Below are 20,552 nucleotides of genomic sequence, written 5' to 3'. Positions count from 1 at the left end.
TACCCATTAATGAACATGGACGCAATATGAAAGTTTTATTTTTCTTATCTATTATTTTCTTTTCTACATACAGCGATTCTGTTGTGAAGAGACATGATGTTCCACCTGAAAATTATGTTCTTGATAAAATGCCTGAATATCTAATTGATATGCCCCATGAAGGCCATGGTGTATTAATAGATTCACAATGGGTTTTGACCGTAGCTCACACTATTTTTTATGATTATGTTGGAAAAGATCTAGTGGTTGGTTCAAAAGCATATGAAATTGAAAGCGTTCATATACACCCTGATTACATTGAACCTAATAAAAGTTTACTTAAAGGCGATTTAGCGCCTTTAATGAAATTTTTCAAATCTAGAAGTGATATTGCACTAATCAAATTATCATCAAAGGTTACAGCTGTTAATCCAATCAAAATATACAAAGGCAAAAGTGAAAAAGGTAAAACAATAACCGTTTATGGTAAGGGAGCTACTGGAAACGGATTAATTGGCGAAGACCTAGATACTAAATCACTTCGAGTGATGAACCAGTTTCAAAATATTATTGAAAGCGCGGAAGGTAACTGGTTAGCATTCAAATTCGATGAACCAGAAAATGCATTACCACTTGAGGGTATGCATGGTTCAGGAGATAGCGGAGGTCCCTCTGTTACCTTTCAAGAAGGTGTCCCTTTTCTTGTGGGTTTATCAAGTTGGCAATTAGCGCATGGCGATATATCTACATTTAAAGGTGGCTTGTATGGTACTACTGCTTATCAAGTTAGGGTGTCAAATTATCATGACTGGATATTAGGTGTGTTGGGTAGCTAACAAGCTGTTAAACAAGGACAAAAAAACAGTTGGTTTTTGCTCCTGCGTCGCTTATTTTAACCACCTATTTTATTGCCTGTTAACAGGGCGTTAGTTGCACATGAAGATTGAGCAATACTTAAATGATGATGGGGAGTTCCGCTGTTTTGGATTCTCCAATACATTCTTTCACAAAAAGGACGTGAAAAACTTTGTAGAGTCTTTGCCTGACTCCAAGATCACCTTTTTCACCAACGCTCATGGAGTGGAGGACTTTTGTGAATTCACATACAGAGGTGAAAACTTCAAAGTATGTGAACCATATGGTGACAATAGCTTTTATGATATTTTTTGTGAAACTGCTGATGCAGAGCCATTACTGGAAATTTACGATAAGTTCTGTGATATCGCTGAGTCAGGGAAAGCTGAAAAATCTAATAAGTTAAAGCTTGTAGTATGGGCAATAGTAATAGTTTTATTTGCTGCAATTGTATCGAGTACAAGCAACTAACAAGTCATTGAAGAAAGTATCGTCACTGCTTGCCGGGCTCCTTCGTCGCAAAGTATAGCAAGCCTAAACTCGCCCCATAACCGGGCGTTATATGCCCGTAATCAAAAAGTCGAGTGCGCCGATAATCTCATTGCGGAAAGCCCTTAAATCAGTCACTTCCTCTTTCAGCATCTTAGTTGGGACACTTGTTGTCTGTTGAGTGAGAATTACAAAATCACCTTCTTCAAGATGAATGATCGGACATAAATGGGTTGGGGCCGATCCTTCAAGAAGTTCTAACGAAGTCAATGGAATAACTATCCTTGTATCAAGGCTATTCAACAGGTCTGATTGAACATCTACAAAGAAAGGGTAGGCTCTAGATGTGGACTTGTCTTTGTTTTTATATAGAGAAAATTGAGGCATTAAAACGTCCTATATGAATCAGAGAATAATCCGTGCTCTTCGGTCAACTTATTGCAAGATTCAACTGCATCAGCATTTTGTTGTATCCATTCATCACGCAACTTAGCGCTGACTTCTCGCTCAAGCGCTTTTTCCATTGTTGCCGATAAGTTAATGTTAAGCCTTTTAGCCTCAGCCAATAGTTCGCTATTCAAGCTTAGGTTTGTTGCTTTTTTTGTTGGCTGTGTTGAATGTACATTTCTCATAATTACCACCAATGCGCATAGTTAATACGCATTAATGTTAGTGCAAGTACGGGCATATAACAAGCCAATAAAAACGGACAAAAATCAGTTGGTTTGTCGCTCGCTCCTCGTTAAAGTATAACCAACTAGTTTTTAGCCTCTTATTGGGGCGTTAAGCCTCATCGAGGGAATGGAGTCTAAATGAAATCAATTATATGGTTATTTTCTATTTTTATTAGCTTTGGTGCACTGGGTACAGAGCAAGAGTTACAACCTACAACGTCAGGACTATATGATGTTGGTGGGTTTAAGTTGTATCTTGAGTGCTACGAAAATGACAAGCCTCAATTAATACTTGAGCAAGGTTTTGGTCGCTCTGGTTCTGATGGGGTTTGGTTGGAGAATATTAAACAATTGAAAGATGATTTCAGTATTTGTTTATATGATCGAGCAGGTCTTGGAAAAAGTGAAAAAGGTCCCGTGCCTTTCACCGTCGATGATATGGCTAAAAGGCTAAAAAAGCTGCTTCAAGTAGCCGGTGTTAAAATGCCGTATTACTTTACTGGTGGCTCATATGCATCTTATATAATTACGGCATTCAATAACCTATACCCACAAGAGGTTATGGGGGCTGTGCTGATTGATCCTCCTCCTTTAGGCTACTTTTACACTATGGGTACAAGGTGGCCAGAAAACTTTAAAACAAACAATGAAAAATTGAAGCGTCTTTATAATTTTGAGCAAAGTGTTCATGATCCAATGTTTGAAAGAGTTCCTGAAAAAGTAGATCATATGAAAAGCTACAAAATTCTATCTGAAGCAGCTAAGTTCGGTGATAAGCCAATTATAATTTTACGTTCAAAACAGACCGAAGAGCGTTCTGACCCTCCTTTTGTTCCCGAGGAAATCGCAAAGTCAATGGACTCCCTATATGCAAATGCAGAGAGTTACTTTAAAAGTTTATCTACAAATAGCCGAATTATCTATTCGGAGTCAGAAAAGCATCATCTGCACATCGCAGACCGTGATTTGGTTGTAAAAAGCATTAAGGAACTTGTTACGAAATGAGGCTTATGCAAGGCGTTAGCTCTCGATGGGAGTTTAGGTGACTATTTCACGTACATATATTTTAAAATATTTATTATTAACTCTCACACTGCTTATTAGTGGCTGTTCTAATGTTGTATCAAAATACATCTCAAATCAGCAAAATTTTAGGCTTGAAAGTATAAGCAGTAATGAAAATCTACTTCGTCAGGGGTATGTAAAATCTAAATATTGCTCAACGATAAATTCAATTTGTATTAGTTATCTTGAAGCACAACCTTTTACTAATAAAAACTCCCTACGGTATGATGTTGCAATTGAAGCAAGTAAAAAAACAGAAAATATTACCTTAGAAATTACTAAGAATGAGTTATCGAAAACTTTTCATGGAACCGTTGTATTACTTCACGGGTTTAAAGCATCAAAAGAGTTTATGACTAATTCAGCTCTTTATTTTCGATTTATTGGTTTTAATGTGATCATTCCTGATTTGTTAGGTCATGGAGACTCTGATGGAGAAATCAGTTTTGGTGTAAATGATAGTAAGATTATTAATGAACTATTAAAAAGAAAATCAAATATTGAGTATCCTCTTTATCTTCTGGGTAATTCTATGGGGGCTGTTACAGCATCATACTTAGCTAGTAACAATGATATTTCAGGTCTTATTCTTTTGGCGCCAATGACTATATTTGATGAAGCCACTGTTAATTATGCTTCGAGTTATTCGCCAATAATTTCTACTTTTTTTTCAGAAGAAGTAATCCGTCAAGGGGCTATTGTAGCTTTAAATAAAGCTAATGTTTCAGTTGAGGAAACTAATATAAAGCCAATTCTCGAAGCGATAAATAGTCCAGTACTTATTTTTGCTTCAACTAGAGATCAGGTAGCACCTTTTAGTTATTTTGATTCTTTATCAAGTCCTAAAATATCAGTAATAAAAGTAGAAGATCGTAGCCACCCTAGTATGAGCATAATCGGAACGCAAGAGCATTTATATATTCAAGAATGGCTAAAGTCGAAAGCTAGCAAGTAAATTTGGGATTTTGGTTACGTGAATCGATTCCATACTTAACGGCTCCCGTTGTGGAGAACCGCGAAGCAGGAATGGAGGCTTGCAGCAATTCAAAAAAGCAGACATTGATAGAATCGAACAGCGGTTACATTCGAGTTTAGGCTATGAAACACCGGCTGAGGTTGAATTGGCGTTAAATTGAAAATCGATGGTGTCCATTTTTACTAGGGAAGATCAGCCCTACGATTCTCCTTTTGTTCCAGACGATGTCGCGGAACGAATGAGATTATTAGAAGAGGTGGCAGAAGAGGTAAAAGCAATTTAGCTACAAAGCTAGTATTGATCTGGATCAGTACAACGTTGATTTATTAAGCCTACAGTAGGAACCTAACTCAAAGGATACTTTTATGAATATTAAATCGTATAAAGCTTGGGATGCCAGTGTTCGATGGTTTCATTGGATAAATGTGCTTTGTATCATCGGATTAGTCGCCGTTGGTATAGTAATTATGAACGGTGGTTCGTTAGGCTTATCAAACGACGGAAAAATCCTATTAAAGACCGTTCATGTATTGATTGGCTACGTGTTCGCATTTAATTTATTTTTGCGTCTCCTCTTGGCGTTTGTAGGTAATAAAAATGCACGATGGAAAGCTATTTTGCCTGGTGGAAAGGGCTATTTTAATGAGGTAAAGAGTTATGCTTCGGCTTTTAAGGCGGGCCGTCCACAGCAATATATAGGTCATAATCCTCTTGGGCGTATCGCCGTTGTGCTTTTACTCTTTCTGTTATTCGCTCAAGCCGTTACGGGCTTAGTACTCGCAGGAACAGACATATTCTATCCTCCTTTTGGATCGTGGATTGCTGATTGGATAGCAAAGCCTGGTGTCGATCCGACAACCCTCCTCCCATACGCAAAGAGTACTTATGATGTAGCCGCGTATGACGCGATGCGAGCTTTTCGCGCGCCATTTATAGAGATTCACGAGATTGGCTTTTACGCCTTATTGTGTTCAATCGTGATTCATATTATTGCGGTAGTCATAACTGAGATTCGCGAAGGTGGAACATTAATCTCCGCCATGTTTACTGGTAAAAAAATATTGACTGAAACACCTAAAGATTTGCAAGAGTTACACAGCGACAAGAAGGAAGTTGATTAAATATAAACCTTTTCTAGTCGCTTGTATTTTGTTGTAAACCGGGTTAAAAAAATACGCTAATCCAACTTAGTGTCTTTTTTCAGTTTACCCGGTCGTTCCCAAGCATGCTCATCAACTTCATGCTCCCAGTGTTGATCTTCCTCAAGCGTCTTTTCTATAAAACTTCGCGTTTCTAACGAGTGATTTATGAACATCTTTTCATCGCCTGTCATGGTCGCTAACTGTTCAACCATCTCGTCATCATGCTTTTTAAATAAGCGACTTGCACGCCAAGCAGCGTTTGGTCTCCAGCCCAGTTGCGTCATCACCTTTGCACCTAATTCCAAGCCACCCGCTAACGTTTCACGTTCAACGGCGGTCACACCGGCTTTTAATAAATCCGTTGCATGTGGACGGTTTATCGCACGAGCCAAAATCTTTACATGTGGAAAATGACGTTGAATAGATTTAATTATTCGTAAACTACGTTCTGGTTCATCTACCGCAACAACAATGACTTCCGCATCCTCCGCACCTGCGGCATGTAGCAATTCATGCCGTTCACCTTCGCCAAAATAGACTTTGTAGCCATATCGTCTAACCATATCAATTTGGCTGGCATCATGATCAAGAATCGTCGTTGGTATTTTATTTGCTGCCAAAAGTCGCCCTACTGCTTGGCCGAAACGACCAAAACCAATAATAATGACCTTGTTGTCTTCAGAGATACTGTCAGATGCCGGTACAGTTCGCGTTTCACGGAACATAGGTTGCACGTATTTATCATTTACGATCAGCATTAGTGGCGTCAGTAACATGGAGAGTGCGACTACTAATGTAAGTTGTGATACTAAATCTTGAGGCAATAAGTTCACACCTAGCGCAAATGCAAACAATACAAAGGCAAACTCACCCGCTTGTGCTAGAACAAAAGAAAAAGTGTACCGATCTGGTTTAGCCATTGGCGTAAAACGTCCTAACAGTTGTAAGATCATATACTTCAAAAGTATCAATCCAATGGTTAAAAATATAATTAATGCAGGATCCGCGGCAAAAATATTAAAGTCGATGCTTGCGCCAACAGAGATAAAAAACAGGCCCAGTAACAAGCCTTTAAATGGCTCTATATTGCTCTCTAATTCATGTCGGTAGTCACTTTCCGCCAATACAACACCCGCCAAAAATGTTCCAAGTGCCGGTGATAAGCCAATAGCTTGCATTGCCAACGCCACTGAAATTACAAGTAATAATGCAGTTGCAGTAAAGACTTCTCTTATTTGGCTTTTTGCAATGAAACTAAATATTGGATTCATTAGAAAACGGCCACCTATAACTATTCCCGCTATGATGCCACCAGCAACCAGTCCTTTTTTCCAACCATGTAAACCTTCAGTTTGAGTAATTATGCCCATTGAGTCTGCGGAAACTAACAACGGGAGAATTGCTAACATTGGAATTACTGCGATATCTTGAAATAGTAAAACAGCAAAGGCACTTTGCCCTGCCGTTGACTTCATTTGGCCTTTCTCTTGTAAACTTTGCAACGCAATAGCGGTGGAGCTTAATGATAAAATCATGCCTATCGCTAACGCTTGTTGCCAAGGTAAACCAAAAAACAAACCAATTGCAGTTACGAATAAAGTGGTTAAAAACACCTGCAATCCACCACTACCCAAAATGGGTACTCTCAACTTCCACAATAAACTAGGCTTAAGTTCTAAGCCTATTAAAAAAAGCATTAACACAACGCCAAATTCTGCAAAATGCATCACATCTTTTGGGTTACTTAATAAACTAAGAGCGAAAGGTCCAATAATGACACCTGCCACTAAATATCCCAATACCGAACCAAGCCCCAGTCGTTTGGCGATGGGCACAGATACGACAGCGGCAAATAGGTAGGTCACCGCGTCAGCTAACAAATTATGTTCCATCTATAGCGCTCCAAACTCTTGGTTTGTTTTTGGTTGGGTTGTTTGAGTAGAAGAGGAATTGTCTTTTGTCATTTTCGATAATAACGTCAGTCGATCAATATAGTCTTGTTTAACGCTTGCTAAGCGCGGTTTGTCGTCAAATAGTTTTCTAGCACCATGAATTATAAAGGGTGGCAAGTATTGCATTTGGCACAAATGCGCGGTTTGTTCAAACGGTGTAAGTAATTGCTCCATCGTAAAACGGTTATGACCTGTTTCACAATAAGCCATTTGACCGCCACCTGTAGTTATAATTGACAGCCAACTTTTACCTTTGAGTTTGTCTCCGTAAGGTCCATATGCGTAGTTATATTGAAGCACCAAGTCAAACCATTCTTTTAACATTGATGGTGCGCTATACCAATAAAAGGGATGCTGAAATACAACATGCTCAAATTTACTGAGTAGTTTTTGCTCTGATTCTATATCTATTACACCATCAGGATACTCTTCACTTAAGTCATGGATGTGCAGAAACGGTAACGCTTTCGCATATTGCAACAAATGATAATTAATCTTTGACTGCTGTAAATTCGGGTGGGCTAATATTAATAAAACCGTTTGCATAGGTATCCTTTTGTTTAACCTGAGATATGCGCTTCACACTCTTTTACTTTAGCTTTTTTTTACTCTTTTTGCGGTAACTTTTTTAATTTCATTGATCGTACAAGTTTGAATTCTCGTACAAACTGATGACAACTTTATTAAGAGAGAGATATGAAACTAGCGCTGTTCCCACTACCTGTATTTTTGTTACCTGAAGGAGTAACCCGACTCAGAGTCTTTGAGCCTCGATACATTCGTTTAGTTCAAGAATCTGCCGGAGACACAGGGTTTGTGATTTTACCAATCAATAATCTAGGTGCCGTAGAGAAAAATTCAACTGACAAGAATCTCAATTGGGGAAGTCTGGTCAAAATAGTAGATTTTTCTCAAGGTAAAGACGGGCTTTTACACATTGATGTTAAATGTGAAGCGATGGTTCGAGTATCAAATGTTGAGATTGAATCGGATGGTTTGAAAAAAGCCAATACAGAAATATTTAATCACTGGGAAGAGAACGTTTCCGCATCAACAGAGATAAGGTGTGCTGACAGCTTAACCGAAGAATTAAAAACGGTATTTAAACAAAATCCGGATTTAGCAAAGATTTATTACGAAACAAAGTTTGACTGTCCCGTGTGGGTATGTCAAAGATGGCTAGAACTTTTACCTTTAAAACAATCTGAACAAAATCTGTTTGCACAACCCAATTCACTATCACGTGCAAATGAATTTTTAACAGAAATTGTTTTTGAATAAATTAGTGATCTAGTTAATGGTGCTTATCGTAATGCTTTCTACGGACAGCGGATGAGGTATGTCATGAAACAAACAACGGTTGAATCAACTCGTTCTAACGCGATCGCTACATCGAAGAAAACGAGAAAAATGACAACAACAACTGAAGACTCAGCACCAGCAGAGCTAAGCCATTATTTGATGGCCGTTGCTGCGGACAGAGACAAACAAGCTTTTGCAAAATTGTTTGCATGGTTTGGTCCAAAAATTAAACGCATTGCTGCGCAAAAACTAAATAACGACGCAGCAGGGTTCGACATAGTGCAAGAAACAATGACTAGAGTATGGCGCAAAGCTCACTTGTTTGTTCCTGAAAAAGGAGCGGCGACGACTTGGGTTTATACTGTCATGAGAAACGTCATATTTGACGCTATGCGAAAAAACAAAAGTCAACAAGCCGAATCGTTGAGTGATGACATATGGCCTATCGAAGAACAAATTTCTGAAGAATCGCCGTTCCAAGATCATTTAATGTCAAATCAACTATCTGAGCTTGTTAAAAAACTACCGCCAAACCAGCAAGAGGCTTTGACGGCGGTTTATTTTAAACAATTAACACATGAAGAACTTGCGAAGCAGTTGAATATACCCGTTGGCACAGTGAAGTCCCGAATTCGATTAGCGGTAACAAAGTTGAAACAGCAGTTGGGAGCACAAAATGATTAAACACCACCCAAGCAGCAAATTACTTGCCGGATATGCAGCCGGAGAGTTGCCAGCATCTATAGCGATTGGCGTATCGATTCATAGCCACATGTGCCCTCAGTGCAGTGGTGAAATTGAAAAAATAACCAATCAAATTTCTGAGCAATTATTTAATGCGGAAATTACGTCTAAAACGGTATATGAAGACGAACAATTTGACACATCTTTATTTAACATCCGTGATAATCATGCAAACAACGAAGCAGCGATGGACATGGAGTTTGGTAACATGATTGCCGCTATTACTGCTGACGACGAGATCTCCGAGCAGTCTATGGTCAGAAATACATCCATATCAATTCGTGGAAAGTGCTTTGAACTGCCTAATGCATTAAACAATGTACGGATGTCTAACTGGTTAAACATTGGAAAACTGTCTCGCTCAAGCCTGAATCTAGATGAAGGTGCTATTCATAGTCATTTGCTTCACATTGATGCGGATGGTGAAGTTCCAACTCACACTCATAAAGGGTTTGAAATTACCTTGCTTTTAGATGGCAGTTTTGAGGACGAAATGGGAACTTATCACCCAGGTGATTTTATAGAACTGAACGGCGAACATAACCATCAGCCTCGCACTAAAGAAGGGTGCTTATGTTATACCGTCGCAGACGACGCTTTACAATTTACAGAAGGCTTCCATAAGCTATTTAATCCTATTGGTAGTCTGTTGTACTAAACACACTTTTCCTGAGACCGGATTTAATCCTGGTATGTTGCCACTACGCTTTTGCTAGTGGCTTTTTTTTTGCCAAAACGGCGGTTTTTAAAGAAAAAAATAACCATTGTGATCAATTACAAATCGCGTATCGTAACCTAATATATATGTTACAAATCCATTCAATTTCAAAGGATAAGTATGACCATCACCATTGGATTAAGTGCTTGTTTAGCGGGTCAAGAAGTTCGCTTTGATAAAAGCCACAAAAAATCCAACTTTTGTATGAACGAACTTGCTCGTCACGTCAGCTTCAAAACCTATTGCCCCGAAGTAGCCATTGGTCTACCCGTTCCCAGGCCGACTATTAGACAAATTAAATACAAAAATGTCATCACGGTAAGCCGTCCAGATAAATCCGGTGATGTAACCAAAGAGCTAGCTGAATATGGACAAAGTGTCGCAAAAAAAATTGATGACCTAAGTGGTTTCATTTTTACTGCTAAAAGCCCAAGCTGTGGCATGGAAAGAGTAAAGATTTATCATTATAACGATGAAGATAAAGCCATTGGTAGCGAACAGACCGGGATTGGTATGTTTGCTAAACAAATAATGGAAGTTAATCCTGCTTTACCATGCGAAGAAAACGGTCGATTAAACGACTCGGCGATTAGAGAAAATTTTGTTCTTAGAGTGTTTGCCTATAACACCTGGCAAGAAATGATGAAAGATGGCTTTACCAAACATAAGCTTATTCAGTTTCATACCAAATACAAATATCTGCTAATGAGTCATAGCCAAAATGCCTACCGAGAACTAGGTCGCTTATTAGGGACTAGCGAAGCGGAAGTGGATGCATTAGCACAAGAATATATTGTTTTGTTTATGACGGCTTTAAAAACGATTGCGAGTCGTAAATCCCACGCAAATACGTTAAATCATATTCAAGGCTATTTTAGTAAACACCTTACTAAAGAACAAAAAGCTGAACTAACCACACAAATCGCTGATTATCGTGCCGGCCTCATTCCGTTAATGGCGCCTTTAACGCTGTTAAAGCATTATTTAATGATGTATCCAGATGAATATATTGCTAATCAAAAATACCTAGACCCCTACCCTGCAGATTTAAAACTAAGGTACGGTTATTAATGATTTTATATTGGTTAAGAACGGATGTTCGAATAGATGATAACCCTGCCCTTGAGGCAGCAGCACGATTAGCCGTGGGCAAAGGTGAACCACTTGTTGCTGCGTTTATCGAAACTCCTGAGCAGTGGCAACAACATGATAGATCAGCCATCCAAATTGACTTTTTACAACGACATGTACAACTCATCGCAGACAAACTGAACGAGTTTAATATATCGTTAATATTTAAAACCGCTAAAGACTTTAAACACCAACTTGAGCTGTGTCTAGACATCTGCAAACAACACGATATCACTCATGTTTTTGTAAATAGCGAACTTGAAATTAATGAAGTTGATAGAGATAAAGCATTTGAAACTCTGTTAAACCAGCAAGATATTGAATTCTCAAGTTACGAAGCCGATGTAGTGTTGCCAAAAGGTCAGGTGCTTAACAAACAGCACGAAATGTATCGCGTATTTACCCCCTTTAAACGAGAGTGGTTATCCGTTGCTATTAATCAAGGTTTTCAGCTTGCCGACTCTAAGCAAGCGTTAACTGACTATTATCAAAGTAAGTTAAAGACACAGATCAACGAACCAACTAACATTGAGTTTACGGCACAAAAAGTAGATTCCTCGCAATGGCCACTAATTACCAATGTTAAGAATGAATTAATTCCCGATTTTTATGAACGTATTATTGTTCGTTATCCCGATGATAGAGATATACCGTCAATTGAAGGCACCTCAAAGCTATCACCATACCTAGCCATTGGAGCACTGAGTGCACGAAGACTGGTATCACAACTGATACATACAGTACCAAATATATTGGACAATACGAGTATTCCTGAGTTTTCATGGCTAAATCAATTAATTTGGCGAGATTTTTATCGTAACTTACTGTTTCATTATCCTAATTTGTGTAAACACAATAATTTTAACAGTAAATACGACGGTTTAGACTGGCCAAATAATGGCTTTTTATTTAAAGCCTGGAAAGAAGGTAAAACAGGATATCCAATTGTTGATGCAGCGATGCGACAGCTCGTACAAACCGGCTGGATGCATAACCGCCTTCGAATGATCGTCGCCAGTTTTTTAACCAAGCATCTTCTAATTGACTGGCGATTAGGCGAACAGTTTTTTGCTCAACATTTGATTGATGTAGATTTAGCAAATAATAATGGTGGTTGGCAATGGGCTGCTGGAACAGGCTGTGATGCACAGCCCTATTTTCGAATTTTTAACCCCATTACCCAAAGTCAAAGGTTTGATCCAGAGGGAAATTTTCTTCGTAGTTACTTACCAGAATTGAAGAATTTCTCTAACAAAGATATCCACTTTCCACACAAGGCCATAAAAACGGAAAAATTAAAGGTGTACTGGCCTGCGATTGTGGATCACAAAACTGCTAGAGAAAACGCACTAGACTTCTACAAACGCAGTGAGTGACCTATGACAAGCAATGCTGAAAGTATCGACGAGTATAATATGACCGAAAAAGCCCCTGCCCCGCAGTGGCTTACAGATTATGTTGGGACCTATAACATTCTAAACGCGGGCAATCTGCATTTGCTTAGAAATATATACTCGGACAATGCGGTGTTTATCGATCCATTGAGCCGAGTTGAGGGACTAAAAGCCTTAACAGAATATTTTGAACATCTTTATGTGAACTTAACCTCTTGTCACTTCGAGCTAACAGATTATATCTGCGATGGTAATGATGCCGCTATTTATTGGACCATGACTGTGAACCATAAAAAATTGAAATCAGGTAAATCGATTACTTTGGAGGGACACAGTAAATTAATTCAAATTGATGGTAAGGTGACATTCCAGCGAGATTATTTTGATGCTGGCGCGATGATTTATGAAAACATTCCCGTAGTTGGCGGTCTGGTTCGTTTTGTTAAATCCAAAGCTGGAGCTTAGTTTATGAGCAAACGTATATTAGTTACCGGAGCGACATCGGGTATTGGTCACAGTCTCGTGCGGAGATATTTATCACAAGGTCACCTCGTTTATGCTTGTGGTAGAAATGCGGAAAAACTAGCAAAGCTTGTGAATGAAACCAAAGAATTAAGCGGTACATTAGTGCTTGTTCAATTTGATCAACTAGACGAACAACAAACTAAAATTGCTCTTTCAGAAGTAAAGCACCTTGATATTGCCGTGTTAAACGCCGGCGATTGTGAGTATATTGATAATGCGATGGAATTTGATGCTGCACTATTCAAGCGAGTTATAGACATCAACCTGACTTCCGTTGGTTTTCTTGTCTCACAGTTACTCGGCAAACTCGATACCGATAATAACACCCCACAGTTAGTGTTTGTCGGATCATCTGCTGCTATGGCGCCTTTTACCAGAGCAGAAGCCTACGGCGCCTCAAAAGCTGGAATAGGTTACCTTGCTGACTCCCTTTATATTGATCTAAAGCCTCATAATATTGACGTCTCATTAGTCTTGCCAGGCTTCATAAAAACACCATTAACCGATAAGAATGACTTTTCTATGCCATTTCTTCTTACAAGTGAAGAGGCTGCACAGCGTATTGATGCAGGGATAGAGAAAAGACAACGACATATAGCGTTTCCAAAGCGTCTTATTTGGAGCTTAAAAATTGCGAATTGGTTACCAGCAACATGGTGGCGCTCCATTATGTTAAAAAGCGACCAATAACCACAGGAAGTAGTAAACAATGAAAAAAGTAGCGATCATAGGTTCAGGAATATCTGGACTGACTAGCGCGTATTTAATAAATCAAAAGCATGATATTCAAGTTTTTGAAGTAAATGATTATATTGGTGGTCATACCGCCACTATCGATTTTCAGTTAGACAACCAAGACTATAGTATAGATACCGGTTTTATTGTGTTTAATGATAAAACTTATCCTAATTTTTTAAAGCTGTTAAAACAAATCAATATCAATAAACAAGCTACTGAAATGAGTTTTAGCGTGACCAATCCCGTATCTGGTCTTGAATATAATGGTAATAATTTAAATACCCTATTCGCGCAACGATCGAATATCTTTAAACCTAAGTTTTGGTCTCTTATCTCGCAAATACTCAAATTCAATAAGCTATGTAAAAAGCTATATGACGAGAATGCCATACCAGAAAAACAAACCTTGGGTGAGTTTTTACAAATAAATTCATTTAACGAGTATTTTAACCAAAATTATATTTTACCAATGGCTGCTGCGATTTGGTCATCTAGCCTAAACCAAGTTAAACAGTTTGAACTGAGCTTTTTTATTCGATTTTTCTACAACCATGGGTTACTAAACATTCAAGATCGTCCACAATGGTATGTAATCCCAGGTGGTTCACGTAGCTATATAGAGCCATTAACGGCTGATTTTAAAGATAAAATAAAGCTTAATACTCATATTGTTTCGGTATCTAGAAAAGATAATGGTGTCGAGCTAACTTTCAACGAAGGACGCACTGAGCAATTTGATGATGTCATTTTTGCTTGTCATTCTGATCAAGCCCTTGCTCTGCTTTCAGATCCAACGGACGAAGAAAAACGCTTACTGAGCGCGATGCCTTATGTAAATAATGAAGTTGTTCTGCATACCGACATCAATATGTTGCCGAAACGAAAATTAGCATGGGCGAGCTGGAATTACTTACTTTCCGGCGATGAGAATGCGTTGGCCTCGGTTACCTACAACATGAATATTCTGCAAGGCCTTGATGTTAAACCAACATTCTGTGTTACTTTAAATAAAACTGACGCTATCGAGCCGAGTAAAATTATTAGAAAGTTTAACTACATGCATCCTGTTTTCAGTACTGAAAGTCAGAAAGCGCAATTAAAACGAGACACGATTTGTGGAAAAAACAATACCCATTTTGCTGGTGCTTATTGGTATAACGGTTTTCACGAAGACGGCGTGAGAAGTGGCGTTGACGTTGCTCGACGCTTTGATTGCAACTTGTAAGTCCTAACTAAATGTTTACGAAAAGCGGTATTTATCAAGGTTCGGTTCGTCACCGTCGTTTCAGTCCAGTAGACCATAAATTTAGCTACAACTTGTATATGTTAGCTATCGATTTAGATGAGACTGATGATGTTTACAAGCAAAGCTGGGTATTAGGACAACGTTGGTTTAACCCGCTTAGAATAAAACAAGGTGACCATTTCAAAAGTACCGATGCGTTCAAACAAAACGTGCTCAATAAAGTTAATAAATTACAAAATGTTTGCCCATTAGATTCTAGTACAAGAGTTGTAATGGTGACTCAAGCACGTTGTTTTGGACTTTATTTTAGTCCGATCAACTTCTATTTTTGCTACCCGAAAAACAATAATGGCGACGAAATCTGTCGCTACATGTTAGCCGAGGTAAGTAATACACCCTGGAATCAAAAGCACTATTATTTGATCGATTTAGACACGTCTCAACGTAGTGATGGATTAATTAATAAAAAAGTTTTTCATGTGTCGCCTTTTATGCAAATGGATATGGAATATCGCTGGAAAATAACGCCACCTAATAACAGTTTATTAGTTCATATAGAGAATTGGCCTTTGCCAAATACCTTGCAGACAGGTCAAATTGAAAAAGTATTCGATGCAACCGTGGCATTAAAAAAAGTGCCCATGACACATAAGCATCTTATTAAGCTGATCATGACCACACCAGTTATGACAGCCAAGATATTTGCCGGTATTTATTGGCAAGCGCTGAAGTTGTTTATTAAAAAGGTGCCTTTTATTGGGCACCCAGAAACTAAATAAAGTTTAAAAATAAGAAGTTGAAGAGGAATCAGCAATGGAAAAGTTAGTCACCCCAATCAGCGAACCAAGCACAAGCTGGTCTTCTGGTTTATATCAGAAGTTAGTATTTACTGTGCTCGAGCGTATCACTGGCGTTGGCCTTACCATACATGATCCACAACTTCCTGGTGATGGAAACCGTTTCTTTGGTGAAAGCGACGCGGAAATTCAGGCTCAATTGAATATCCATGACCAAGGGGTTTATAAATCCTTAGTTTCTGGAGGTAGCATTGCCGCCGCAGAAGCCTTTATTAACAATCAATGGTCTAGCCCAAATTTAACTCGGCTCATCGAAGCGTTTGTAATTTGCCAACAACAACTTGATGAATTAGAGAGTAATATGTCTTGGCTTACAAAGCTGAAAAACAAATTATTTCATCGTCGAAATAAAAACTCTCAAACAGGATCAAAAGAAAATATCCTTGCCCATTACGACCTAGGTAATGATCTTTATACTCGTTTCTTAGATCCTGAAATGATGTATTCATCAGCCATTTATAGCAATGGTGCGACCGACTTGGATGCCGCACAGTTAAATAAACTAAACTTAATATGCCAACGGTTAGAACTTACCGACAAAGATCACCTTGTTGAAATTGGCACAGGCTGGGGCGGACTGGCTATTTACGCTGCGCAACATTACGGTTGTAAAGTCACCACCACAACCATATCGGATGCTCAACACGACTACGCCGAACAACGTATCAAAGCGCTTGGTCTGCAAGATAAAATCACCCTGCTAAAAAGAGACTATCGCGAGCTAACTGGTCAATATGACAAATTAGTAAGTATTGAAATGATTGAAGCCGTCGGCTTTGAGTTTTACACCGAGTTTTTTAGTAAATGTAATGCACTTTTAAAGCCTGGTGGCAAAATGCTGATACAGGCAATTACCATCGCCGATCAACGATTTGATCACTACCGTACAAATGTAGACTTTATACAGCGTTACATTTTTCCAGGAGGCTGTTTACCGAGCATAGAGTTTATGACCAAGCACCTGCGACAAGACACTGACATGGTATTGCACGAGCTTCACGATATAGGTTTAGATTACGCACAAACGTTAAACGAGTGGAGAGTTAGGTTTAACAAAAACTGGCAGGATTTGACAGAATTCGGTTTTGACGAGCGCTTCAGAAGACTTTGGAATTATTATTTGAGCTATTGTGAGGGTGCGTTTTTACAACGTGCAACAAGCACGGTCCACTTTGTAGCTCGAAAATAGTAACTTCGGCTTATATTTACTTTCGAAAAGGGTAACCCGTGGTTGCCCTTTTTTTTTGTGCTAAATATTTATCACATATAGCAATTTTTATTTAACCTCGATTCGTCTCTCATGCTAGGCTTGATAGTATTATCATTTATTACTTTGGGTAAGTTCATTGAGCCTCTTTAACAGCCAACTCTTCTTTAGTTTTTTACTATTTTTAGCCACTTATTTAGCAAAAATTGGGTTAATAAAACTCATTAATCGAAATTCCTCTGGTGGTTCGGTTAATCGTCGCCTGCATATTAATACGGCCAAAAACGCCATTAATATGGTTTTTATTATTGCGCTATTGATGTTGTGGAGTAATGAGCTTCAAAATTTCGCCTTGTCTATTGCGGCTTTTATTGTTGCTATTGTTTTGGCAACTAGAGAGTTAATTCAATGTTTTATTGGTTTTTTGTATATAAGCAGTACAAATCCATTTCGAGTTGGAGACTGGATTCAAACCAATACACAATTTGGTGAGGTGGCCGAAACGGACTGGGCAAAAGTAACTTTATTAGAGATAAACTCTGAAACTTATGCGTATACCGGTAAAACAATATTCTTACCGAATAACCAGTTGATGACGTTACCTATTAAAAACATGAATTACATGAAACGCTATACCAATCACACATTTTCAATTGTAATTGATGGCATCAAAGTGAATCCGTATAACCTAATACCTAGTTTATTTTCTAAAGCTGAGAGTTACTGCCTTGAGTTTAATGATGTGGCAGAACGCTACAGTAAATTAATAGAAAACCGACTGGGTGTACAAATCGCAGGTCCTGCGCCAGGACTTAGAGTGCAGACAACGGATATTGGTAAAACTGCTTTTGTATTTTCTATTTTTTGTCCAACTAGCAAAGCGAAAAAAATCGAACAAGCTCTCATCAGTGATTTTTATACCTTGTATTATCAGCAAATTGATAATGTTGAAATACCAACAAGTGAAGTCGCTATTAGTGAACCTGATACCACTTCGAAGGGAGGCTAATAATGCTTAACGTCGAGTCTCGTATAGCGGTGATGAACCAGATTCAAACCGCGCTAAAAGCACTAACCGAAGAAGCCCAACCATTCGATTTACCAGAGTTATGTCACAGTTTTTCTGAGGACGATTGGGCGTGGATATTAGAAAGTTTAGTTAGTGAGCAGCGGATCCTAATTTGGCCGTATCTAAAAAATGTCGATACCAGCGCCGTTTTAGCCGCCATGCGAGAAGATGCACGTTTGCAATTAGTGTCATCGCTACCCAACAAAAGCGTACATAAAGCACTTGCCAACAGTGACGCCAGTCAAGTCATTGAAGTTCTTGACGTGTTACCGACGAATGTTGCCAAAAAGTTTATTAAAAAACTTTCGCCTGAAACACAAAACCAAATTCGCGAATCACTTAATTACACAGATGATCAAGTTGGCCGTTATGCCAATCACAATGTATTTACCGTAAATAAAGCAGCGACCGTCGAAACCATTTTAGTTGAGCTAAAAAGTGTTGATTTACCTGAATATACTGACTCATTTTTAGTGATTGATGAAAATAATATATTTATTGGTGAAATTACCGTTAATGAATTGTTTAGTGCTGAGCCTAATGATTTAGTTGCAGATATCGCAAAAACAGCGGTCCACATTGTGGATGCCGACTTGCCCTTGCTCGATGCATCCAATTTGTTAAAAAGCACAAAAAAATCGATGTTGCCTGTTGTTACAGAGAATGGCGAACTTCTTGGTCGTTTTGATATTAATGATGCGTTAGAAATATTCCAAGAACATTATGAAGCGCAAATTGCTCACTTAGGCCAAGTAAGCGATGAGGATCTATTTGCTCCTGTGGCATTGAGTGCTCGTAGACGTGCAGTATGGTTAGGTATCAATCTTCTGACAGCATTTATGGCATCGTTTGTAATTGGTGTTTTTGATAAGGTTGTCGCCGAAGTAGTGGCGTTAGCCGTGCTAATGCCTATAGTAGCGAGTATGGGTGGTATAACAGGGAGCCAAACGCTTACCTTAACCATAAGAGGCTTAGCAACAGGTCAGCTAGGTATTAACAACGTATCGTCACTTAAACGAAAAGAAATCGCTGTCGCTGCGATAAATGGTGTTGCGTGGTCTTTACTGGTGGCTGTTATTACCGGCTACTGGTTTGAGAACATAGCATTGTCAATGATCATTGCAGGTGCGTTGATAGTGAACATGTTGGTAGCAGCCTTGTTTGGTATCGTTATTCCAGTAACGCTCGATAAAATGAATATAGACCCAGCACTAGCCGGGTCTGTAATTCTAACAACGGTTACCGATATCGTTGGCTTTTTTGTCTTTTTAGGTGCGGCCTCATTAATATTAATATAACCGTTTGACACCTAACCTTTATAAGTCCCTTTAAGGGACTTTTTTAAGCGACTTGTTTAAAACTAGATAACCGACAACACCACTTAAAATTGAGCCGACGATAATGCCAAGTCGTTCATCAAATAATAAGTCTACGCCGGTTTCCTCAAAGGCTAATGAGCCAATAAACAAACTCATCGTAAAGCCTATACCACAAAGTGCGGCGGTACCATATAGCGAGGCCCAGTTCATGCCTTTAGGTAGTTGTGCTAAACCGGCCTTAACCGCTAACCAACATAATCCAAATATGCCTACTTGCTTACCAATAAATAAACCCGCAGCGATACCAACCGGAACGGGATGAAGCAACTGTTCTACGCCAACTCCTGTTAAGTTTAAACCCGCATTAGCAAAAGCGAATACTGGCAACACAAAAAAGGCAACGACAGAGTGTAAGTCATGTTCAAGTTCTTTAACCGGAGAAAAACTTGGGTTCTCTTTACTTCTCATTGGAATAAACATAGCAAGTAGCACACCTGCAAGGGTTGCATGTACGCCAGACTTTAATGTCGCAATCCACATGATAATACCAATGAAAATATAAGGGCTGTATGACACTACATTTCTTTTATTTAAATACGTTAAAACCGGTATACATAAAGCAACAACAATTAATGCCGTAATGGAAATTTTCGATGTGTAGAAAAAAGCAATAATAAGTATTGCACCGATATCATCAAATATTGCAAGTGATGTTAAGAACACTTTTAACGCTACAGGGACCCTCGAGCCTAGTAATGTTAGAACACCAAGAGCAAAGGCAATATCAGTGGCTGCGGGGATCGCCCAACCACTCAGTGCGGCTTCGTTATCTGCGTTAAAGTAGACATAAACAAGCGCAGGAACTAGCATGCCGCCAATCGCACCAACACCCGGTAAAATAATATTTCGTTTGTCGGATAATTCACCTTCTATTAATTCACGCTTAAGTTCTAATCCTACTAAAAAGAAAAACACCGCCATCAGGCCATCGTTTATCCAAAGCAATAAAGGCTTAGCTATTTCCAAAGCCCCAATTCGAATTTCTACCGGCGTCGATAGCAACATCTCGTAGTAGCTAACTAACGCTGTATTGGCACAAATAATAGCGAGTATCGCTGCTAGAAAAAGCAGGATACCGCCGGCTGATTCTGTCTTAAAAAATTGCATAAT

General features: G+C 38.9%; 22 protein-coding genes. 17 read left to right on the top strand and 5 right to left on the bottom strand.

The genetic code is table 11. From position 1 onward, the window contains the following. Positions 1 to 26 precede the first annotated feature (26 nt). Together J9318_RS04615 and J9318_RS04610 are read left to right on the top strand one after the other, a co-directional pair. Positions 27 to 815: a trypsin-like serine protease gene (locus J9318_RS04615; protein WP_210561713.1), complete on the top strand. Its 789-nt coding sequence runs from the start codon at positions 27 to 29 to the stop codon at positions 813 to 815. Between the two features lie 100 nt (positions 816 to 915). Continuing rightward, positions 916 to 1,305, top strand: coding sequence for a hypothetical protein (locus tag J9318_RS04610; protein ID WP_210561711.1), 390 nt, complete (start codon positions 916 to 918; stop codon positions 1,303 to 1,305). A gap of 87 nt (positions 1,306 to 1,392) precedes the next feature. On the opposite strand, the gene J9318_RS04605 is transcribed toward J9318_RS04610, so the two are convergent. Together J9318_RS04605 and J9318_RS04600 are read right to left on the bottom strand one after the other, a co-directional pair. Continuing rightward, the gene (locus J9318_RS04605) at positions 1,393 to 1,710 is read right to left on the bottom strand and encodes a CcdB family protein (protein WP_210561704.1); all 318 of its coding nucleotides are present in this window, start codon (positions 1,708 to 1,710) and stop codon (positions 1,393 to 1,395) included. After that, positions 1,710 to 1,955, bottom strand: coding sequence for a type II toxin-antitoxin system CcdA family antitoxin (locus J9318_RS04600; RefSeq protein WP_210561702.1), 246 nt, complete (start codon positions 1,953 to 1,955; stop codon positions 1,710 to 1,712). The genes J9318_RS04605 and J9318_RS04600 overlap by 1 nt, the downstream gene beginning before the upstream one ends. A gap of 180 nt (positions 1,956 to 2,135) precedes the next feature. Between J9318_RS04600 and J9318_RS04595 the strand changes: the two genes are divergently transcribed. The 3 genes from J9318_RS04595 (at position 2,136) to J9318_RS04585 (ending at position 5,159) form a co-directional block, all read left to right on the top strand. Further along, the gene (locus J9318_RS04595) at positions 2,136 to 3,002 is read left to right on the top strand and encodes an alpha/beta fold hydrolase (protein WP_210561700.1); all 867 of its coding nucleotides are present in this window, start codon (positions 2,136 to 2,138) and stop codon (positions 3,000 to 3,002) included. 37 nt (positions 3,003 to 3,039) lie between these two features. Next, entirely contained in the window at positions 3,040 to 4,017 is a 978-nt protein-coding gene (locus tag J9318_RS04590) for an alpha/beta hydrolase (protein WP_210561690.1), read from the top strand. A gap of 386 nt (positions 4,018 to 4,403) precedes the next feature. Continuing rightward, positions 4,404 to 5,159 (top strand): cytochrome b/b6 domain-containing protein, encoded by a 756-nt coding sequence (locus J9318_RS04585; protein ID WP_210561688.1) that lies wholly within the window; start codon positions 4,404 to 4,406, stop codon positions 5,157 to 5,159. Positions 5,160 to 5,215: 56 nt separating this feature from the next. Here J9318_RS04585 and J9318_RS04580 read toward each other — a convergent pair whose 3' ends face one another. Continuing rightward, the gene (locus J9318_RS04580) at positions 5,216 to 7,072 is read right to left on the bottom strand and encodes a monovalent cation:proton antiporter-2 (CPA2) family protein (RefSeq protein ID WP_210561686.1); all 1,857 of its coding nucleotides are present in this window, start codon (positions 7,070 to 7,072) and stop codon (positions 5,216 to 5,218) included. Further along, a complete protein-coding gene (locus tag J9318_RS04575) occupies positions 7,073 to 7,678 on the bottom strand; it encodes an NAD(P)H-dependent oxidoreductase (RefSeq protein ID WP_210561684.1) in 606 nt (201 codons plus the stop codon). Between the two features lie 150 nt (positions 7,679 to 7,828). Between J9318_RS04575 and J9318_RS04570 the strand changes: the two genes are divergently transcribed. The 12 genes from J9318_RS04570 to J9318_RS04515 all read left to right on the top strand — a co-directional run bounded on the left by J9318_RS04570 (position 7,829) and on the right by J9318_RS04515 (position 19,361). Continuing rightward, positions 7,829 to 8,413 (top strand): LON peptidase substrate-binding domain-containing protein, encoded by a 585-nt coding sequence (locus J9318_RS04570; RefSeq protein ID WP_210561682.1) that lies wholly within the window; start codon positions 7,829 to 7,831, stop codon positions 8,411 to 8,413. A 129-nt stretch (positions 8,414 to 8,542) separates the two neighbouring features. Continuing rightward, entirely contained in the window at positions 8,543 to 9,118 is a 576-nt protein-coding gene (locus J9318_RS04565; protein WP_210562369.1) for a sigma-70 family RNA polymerase sigma factor, read from the top strand. Beyond that, complete coding sequence (locus J9318_RS04560; RefSeq protein ID WP_210561679.1) at positions 9,111 to 9,836, top strand: ChrR family anti-sigma-E factor; 726 nt, start codon at positions 9,111 to 9,113, stop codon at positions 9,834 to 9,836. The genes J9318_RS04565 and J9318_RS04560 overlap by 8 nt, the downstream gene beginning before the upstream one ends. Before the next feature lie 180 nt (positions 9,837 to 10,016). Then, the gene (locus tag J9318_RS04555) at positions 10,017 to 10,967 is read left to right on the top strand and encodes a YbgA family protein (RefSeq protein ID WP_210561677.1); all 951 of its coding nucleotides are present in this window, start codon (positions 10,017 to 10,019) and stop codon (positions 10,965 to 10,967) included. Next, a complete protein-coding gene (gene phrB / locus J9318_RS04550) occupies positions 10,967 to 12,403 on the top strand; it encodes a deoxyribodipyrimidine photo-lyase (RefSeq protein WP_210561676.1) in 1,437 nt (478 codons plus the stop codon). Before J9318_RS04555 ends, phrB begins: the two co-directional genes overlap by 1 nt. A gap of 3 nt (positions 12,404 to 12,406) precedes the next feature. Continuing rightward, complete coding sequence (locus J9318_RS04545) at positions 12,407 to 12,886, top strand: nuclear transport factor 2 family protein (protein ID WP_244731883.1); 480 nt, start codon at positions 12,407 to 12,409, stop codon at positions 12,884 to 12,886. 3 nt (positions 12,887 to 12,889) lie between these two features. Continuing rightward, entirely contained in the window at positions 12,890 to 13,636 is a 747-nt protein-coding gene (locus tag J9318_RS04540; protein ID WP_210561674.1) for an SDR family NAD(P)-dependent oxidoreductase, read from the top strand. 19 nt (positions 13,637 to 13,655) lie between these two features. After that, positions 13,656 to 14,909, top strand: coding sequence for an NAD(P)/FAD-dependent oxidoreductase (locus tag J9318_RS04535; RefSeq protein ID WP_210561672.1), 1,254 nt, complete (start codon positions 13,656 to 13,658; stop codon positions 14,907 to 14,909). A gap of 11 nt (positions 14,910 to 14,920) precedes the next feature. Continuing rightward, complete coding sequence (locus tag J9318_RS04530) at positions 14,921 to 15,709, top strand: DUF1365 domain-containing protein (RefSeq protein WP_210561670.1); 789 nt, start codon at positions 14,921 to 14,923, stop codon at positions 15,707 to 15,709. 34 nt (positions 15,710 to 15,743) lie between these two features. Continuing rightward, positions 15,744 to 16,976: an SAM-dependent methyltransferase gene (locus J9318_RS04525; RefSeq protein WP_210561668.1), complete on the top strand. Its 1,233-nt coding sequence runs from the start codon at positions 15,744 to 15,746 to the stop codon at positions 16,974 to 16,976. A 157-nt stretch (positions 16,977 to 17,133) separates the two neighbouring features. Beyond that, positions 17,134 to 18,003 (top strand): mechanosensitive ion channel family protein, encoded by an 870-nt coding sequence (locus J9318_RS04520; protein WP_210561666.1) that lies wholly within the window; start codon positions 17,134 to 17,136, stop codon positions 18,001 to 18,003. 2 nt (positions 18,004 to 18,005) lie between these two features. Then, entirely contained in the window at positions 18,006 to 19,361 is a 1,356-nt protein-coding gene (locus tag J9318_RS04515) for a magnesium transporter (RefSeq protein WP_244731880.1), read from the top strand. A gap of 30 nt (positions 19,362 to 19,391) precedes the next feature. Here the strand turns inward: J9318_RS04515 and nhaA are convergent, their stop codons facing one another. Further along, positions 19,392 to 20,549 carry a Na+/H+ antiporter NhaA gene (gene nhaA / locus J9318_RS04510; protein WP_425314327.1) on the bottom strand — a complete coding sequence of 386 codons (1,158 nt, stop codon included), beginning with the start codon at positions 20,547 to 20,549 and terminating at the stop codon, positions 19,392 to 19,394. Positions 20,550 to 20,552 lie beyond the last annotated feature (3 nt).

Source organism: Psychrosphaera aestuarii (genome assembly GCF_017948405.1).
GTDB lineage: Bacteria > Pseudomonadota > Gammaproteobacteria > Enterobacterales > Alteromonadaceae > Psychrosphaera > Psychrosphaera aestuarii.
Note: the sequence above shows the minus strand (reverse complement) of the source record. Positions and strands in the feature narration are given on the sequence as shown.

Bases quoted from the DNA above. Each gene is read 5' to 3' on its own strand.
- J9318_RS04535 (WP_210561672.1), top strand. From the start codon at position 13,656: ATGAAAAAAGTAGCGATCATAGGTTCAGGAATATCTGGACTGACTAGC.
- J9318_RS04555 (WP_210561677.1), top strand. From the start codon at position 10,017: ATGACCATCACCATTGGATTAAGTGCTTGTTTAGCGGGTCAAGAAGTT.
- J9318_RS04610 (WP_210561711.1), top strand. From the start codon at position 916: ATGAAGATTGAGCAATACTTAAATGATGATGGGGAGTTCCGCTGTTTT.
- phrB (WP_210561676.1), top strand. From the start codon at position 10,967: ATGATTTTATATTGGTTAAGAACGGATGTTCGAATAGATGATAACCCT.
- J9318_RS04585 (WP_210561688.1), top strand. From the start codon at position 4,404: ATGAATATTAAATCGTATAAAGCTTGGGATGCCAGTGTTCGATGGTTT.
- J9318_RS04565 (WP_210562369.1), top strand. From the start codon at position 8,543: ATGACAACAACAACTGAAGACTCAGCACCAGCAGAGCTAAGCCATTAT.
- J9318_RS04600 (WP_210561702.1), bottom strand. From the start codon at position 1,955: ATGAGAAATGTACATTCAACACAGCCAACAAAAAAAGCAACAAACCTA.
- J9318_RS04515 (WP_244731880.1), top strand. From the start codon at position 18,006: ATGCTTAACGTCGAGTCTCGTATAGCGGTGATGAACCAGATTCAAACC.
- J9318_RS04545 (WP_244731883.1), top strand. From the start codon at position 12,407: ATGACAAGCAATGCTGAAAGTATCGACGAGTATAATATGACCGAAAAA.
- J9318_RS04575 (WP_210561684.1), bottom strand. From the start codon at position 7,678: ATGCAAACGGTTTTATTAATATTAGCCCACCCGAATTTACAGCAGTCA.
- J9318_RS04580 (WP_210561686.1), bottom strand. From the start codon at position 7,072: ATGGAACATAATTTGTTAGCTGACGCGGTGACCTACCTATTTGCCGCT.
- J9318_RS04570 (WP_210561682.1), top strand. From the start codon at position 7,829: ATGAAACTAGCGCTGTTCCCACTACCTGTATTTTTGTTACCTGAAGGA.
- J9318_RS04540 (WP_210561674.1), top strand. From the start codon at position 12,890: ATGAGCAAACGTATATTAGTTACCGGAGCGACATCGGGTATTGGTCAC.
- J9318_RS04530 (WP_210561670.1), top strand. From the start codon at position 14,921: ATGTTTACGAAAAGCGGTATTTATCAAGGTTCGGTTCGTCACCGTCGT.
- J9318_RS04605 (WP_210561704.1), bottom strand. From the start codon at position 1,710: ATGCCTCAATTTTCTCTATATAAAAACAAAGACAAGTCCACATCTAGA.
- J9318_RS04615 (WP_210561713.1), top strand. From the start codon at position 27: ATGAAAGTTTTATTTTTCTTATCTATTATTTTCTTTTCTACATACAGC.
- J9318_RS04525 (WP_210561668.1), top strand. From the start codon at position 15,744: ATGGAAAAGTTAGTCACCCCAATCAGCGAACCAAGCACAAGCTGGTCT.
- J9318_RS04595 (WP_210561700.1), top strand. From the start codon at position 2,136: ATGAAATCAATTATATGGTTATTTTCTATTTTTATTAGCTTTGGTGCA.
- J9318_RS04560 (WP_210561679.1), top strand. From the start codon at position 9,111: ATGATTAAACACCACCCAAGCAGCAAATTACTTGCCGGATATGCAGCC.
- nhaA (WP_425314327.1), bottom strand. From the start codon at position 20,549: ATGCAATTTTTTAAGACAGAATCAGCCGGCGGTATCCTGCTTTTTCTA.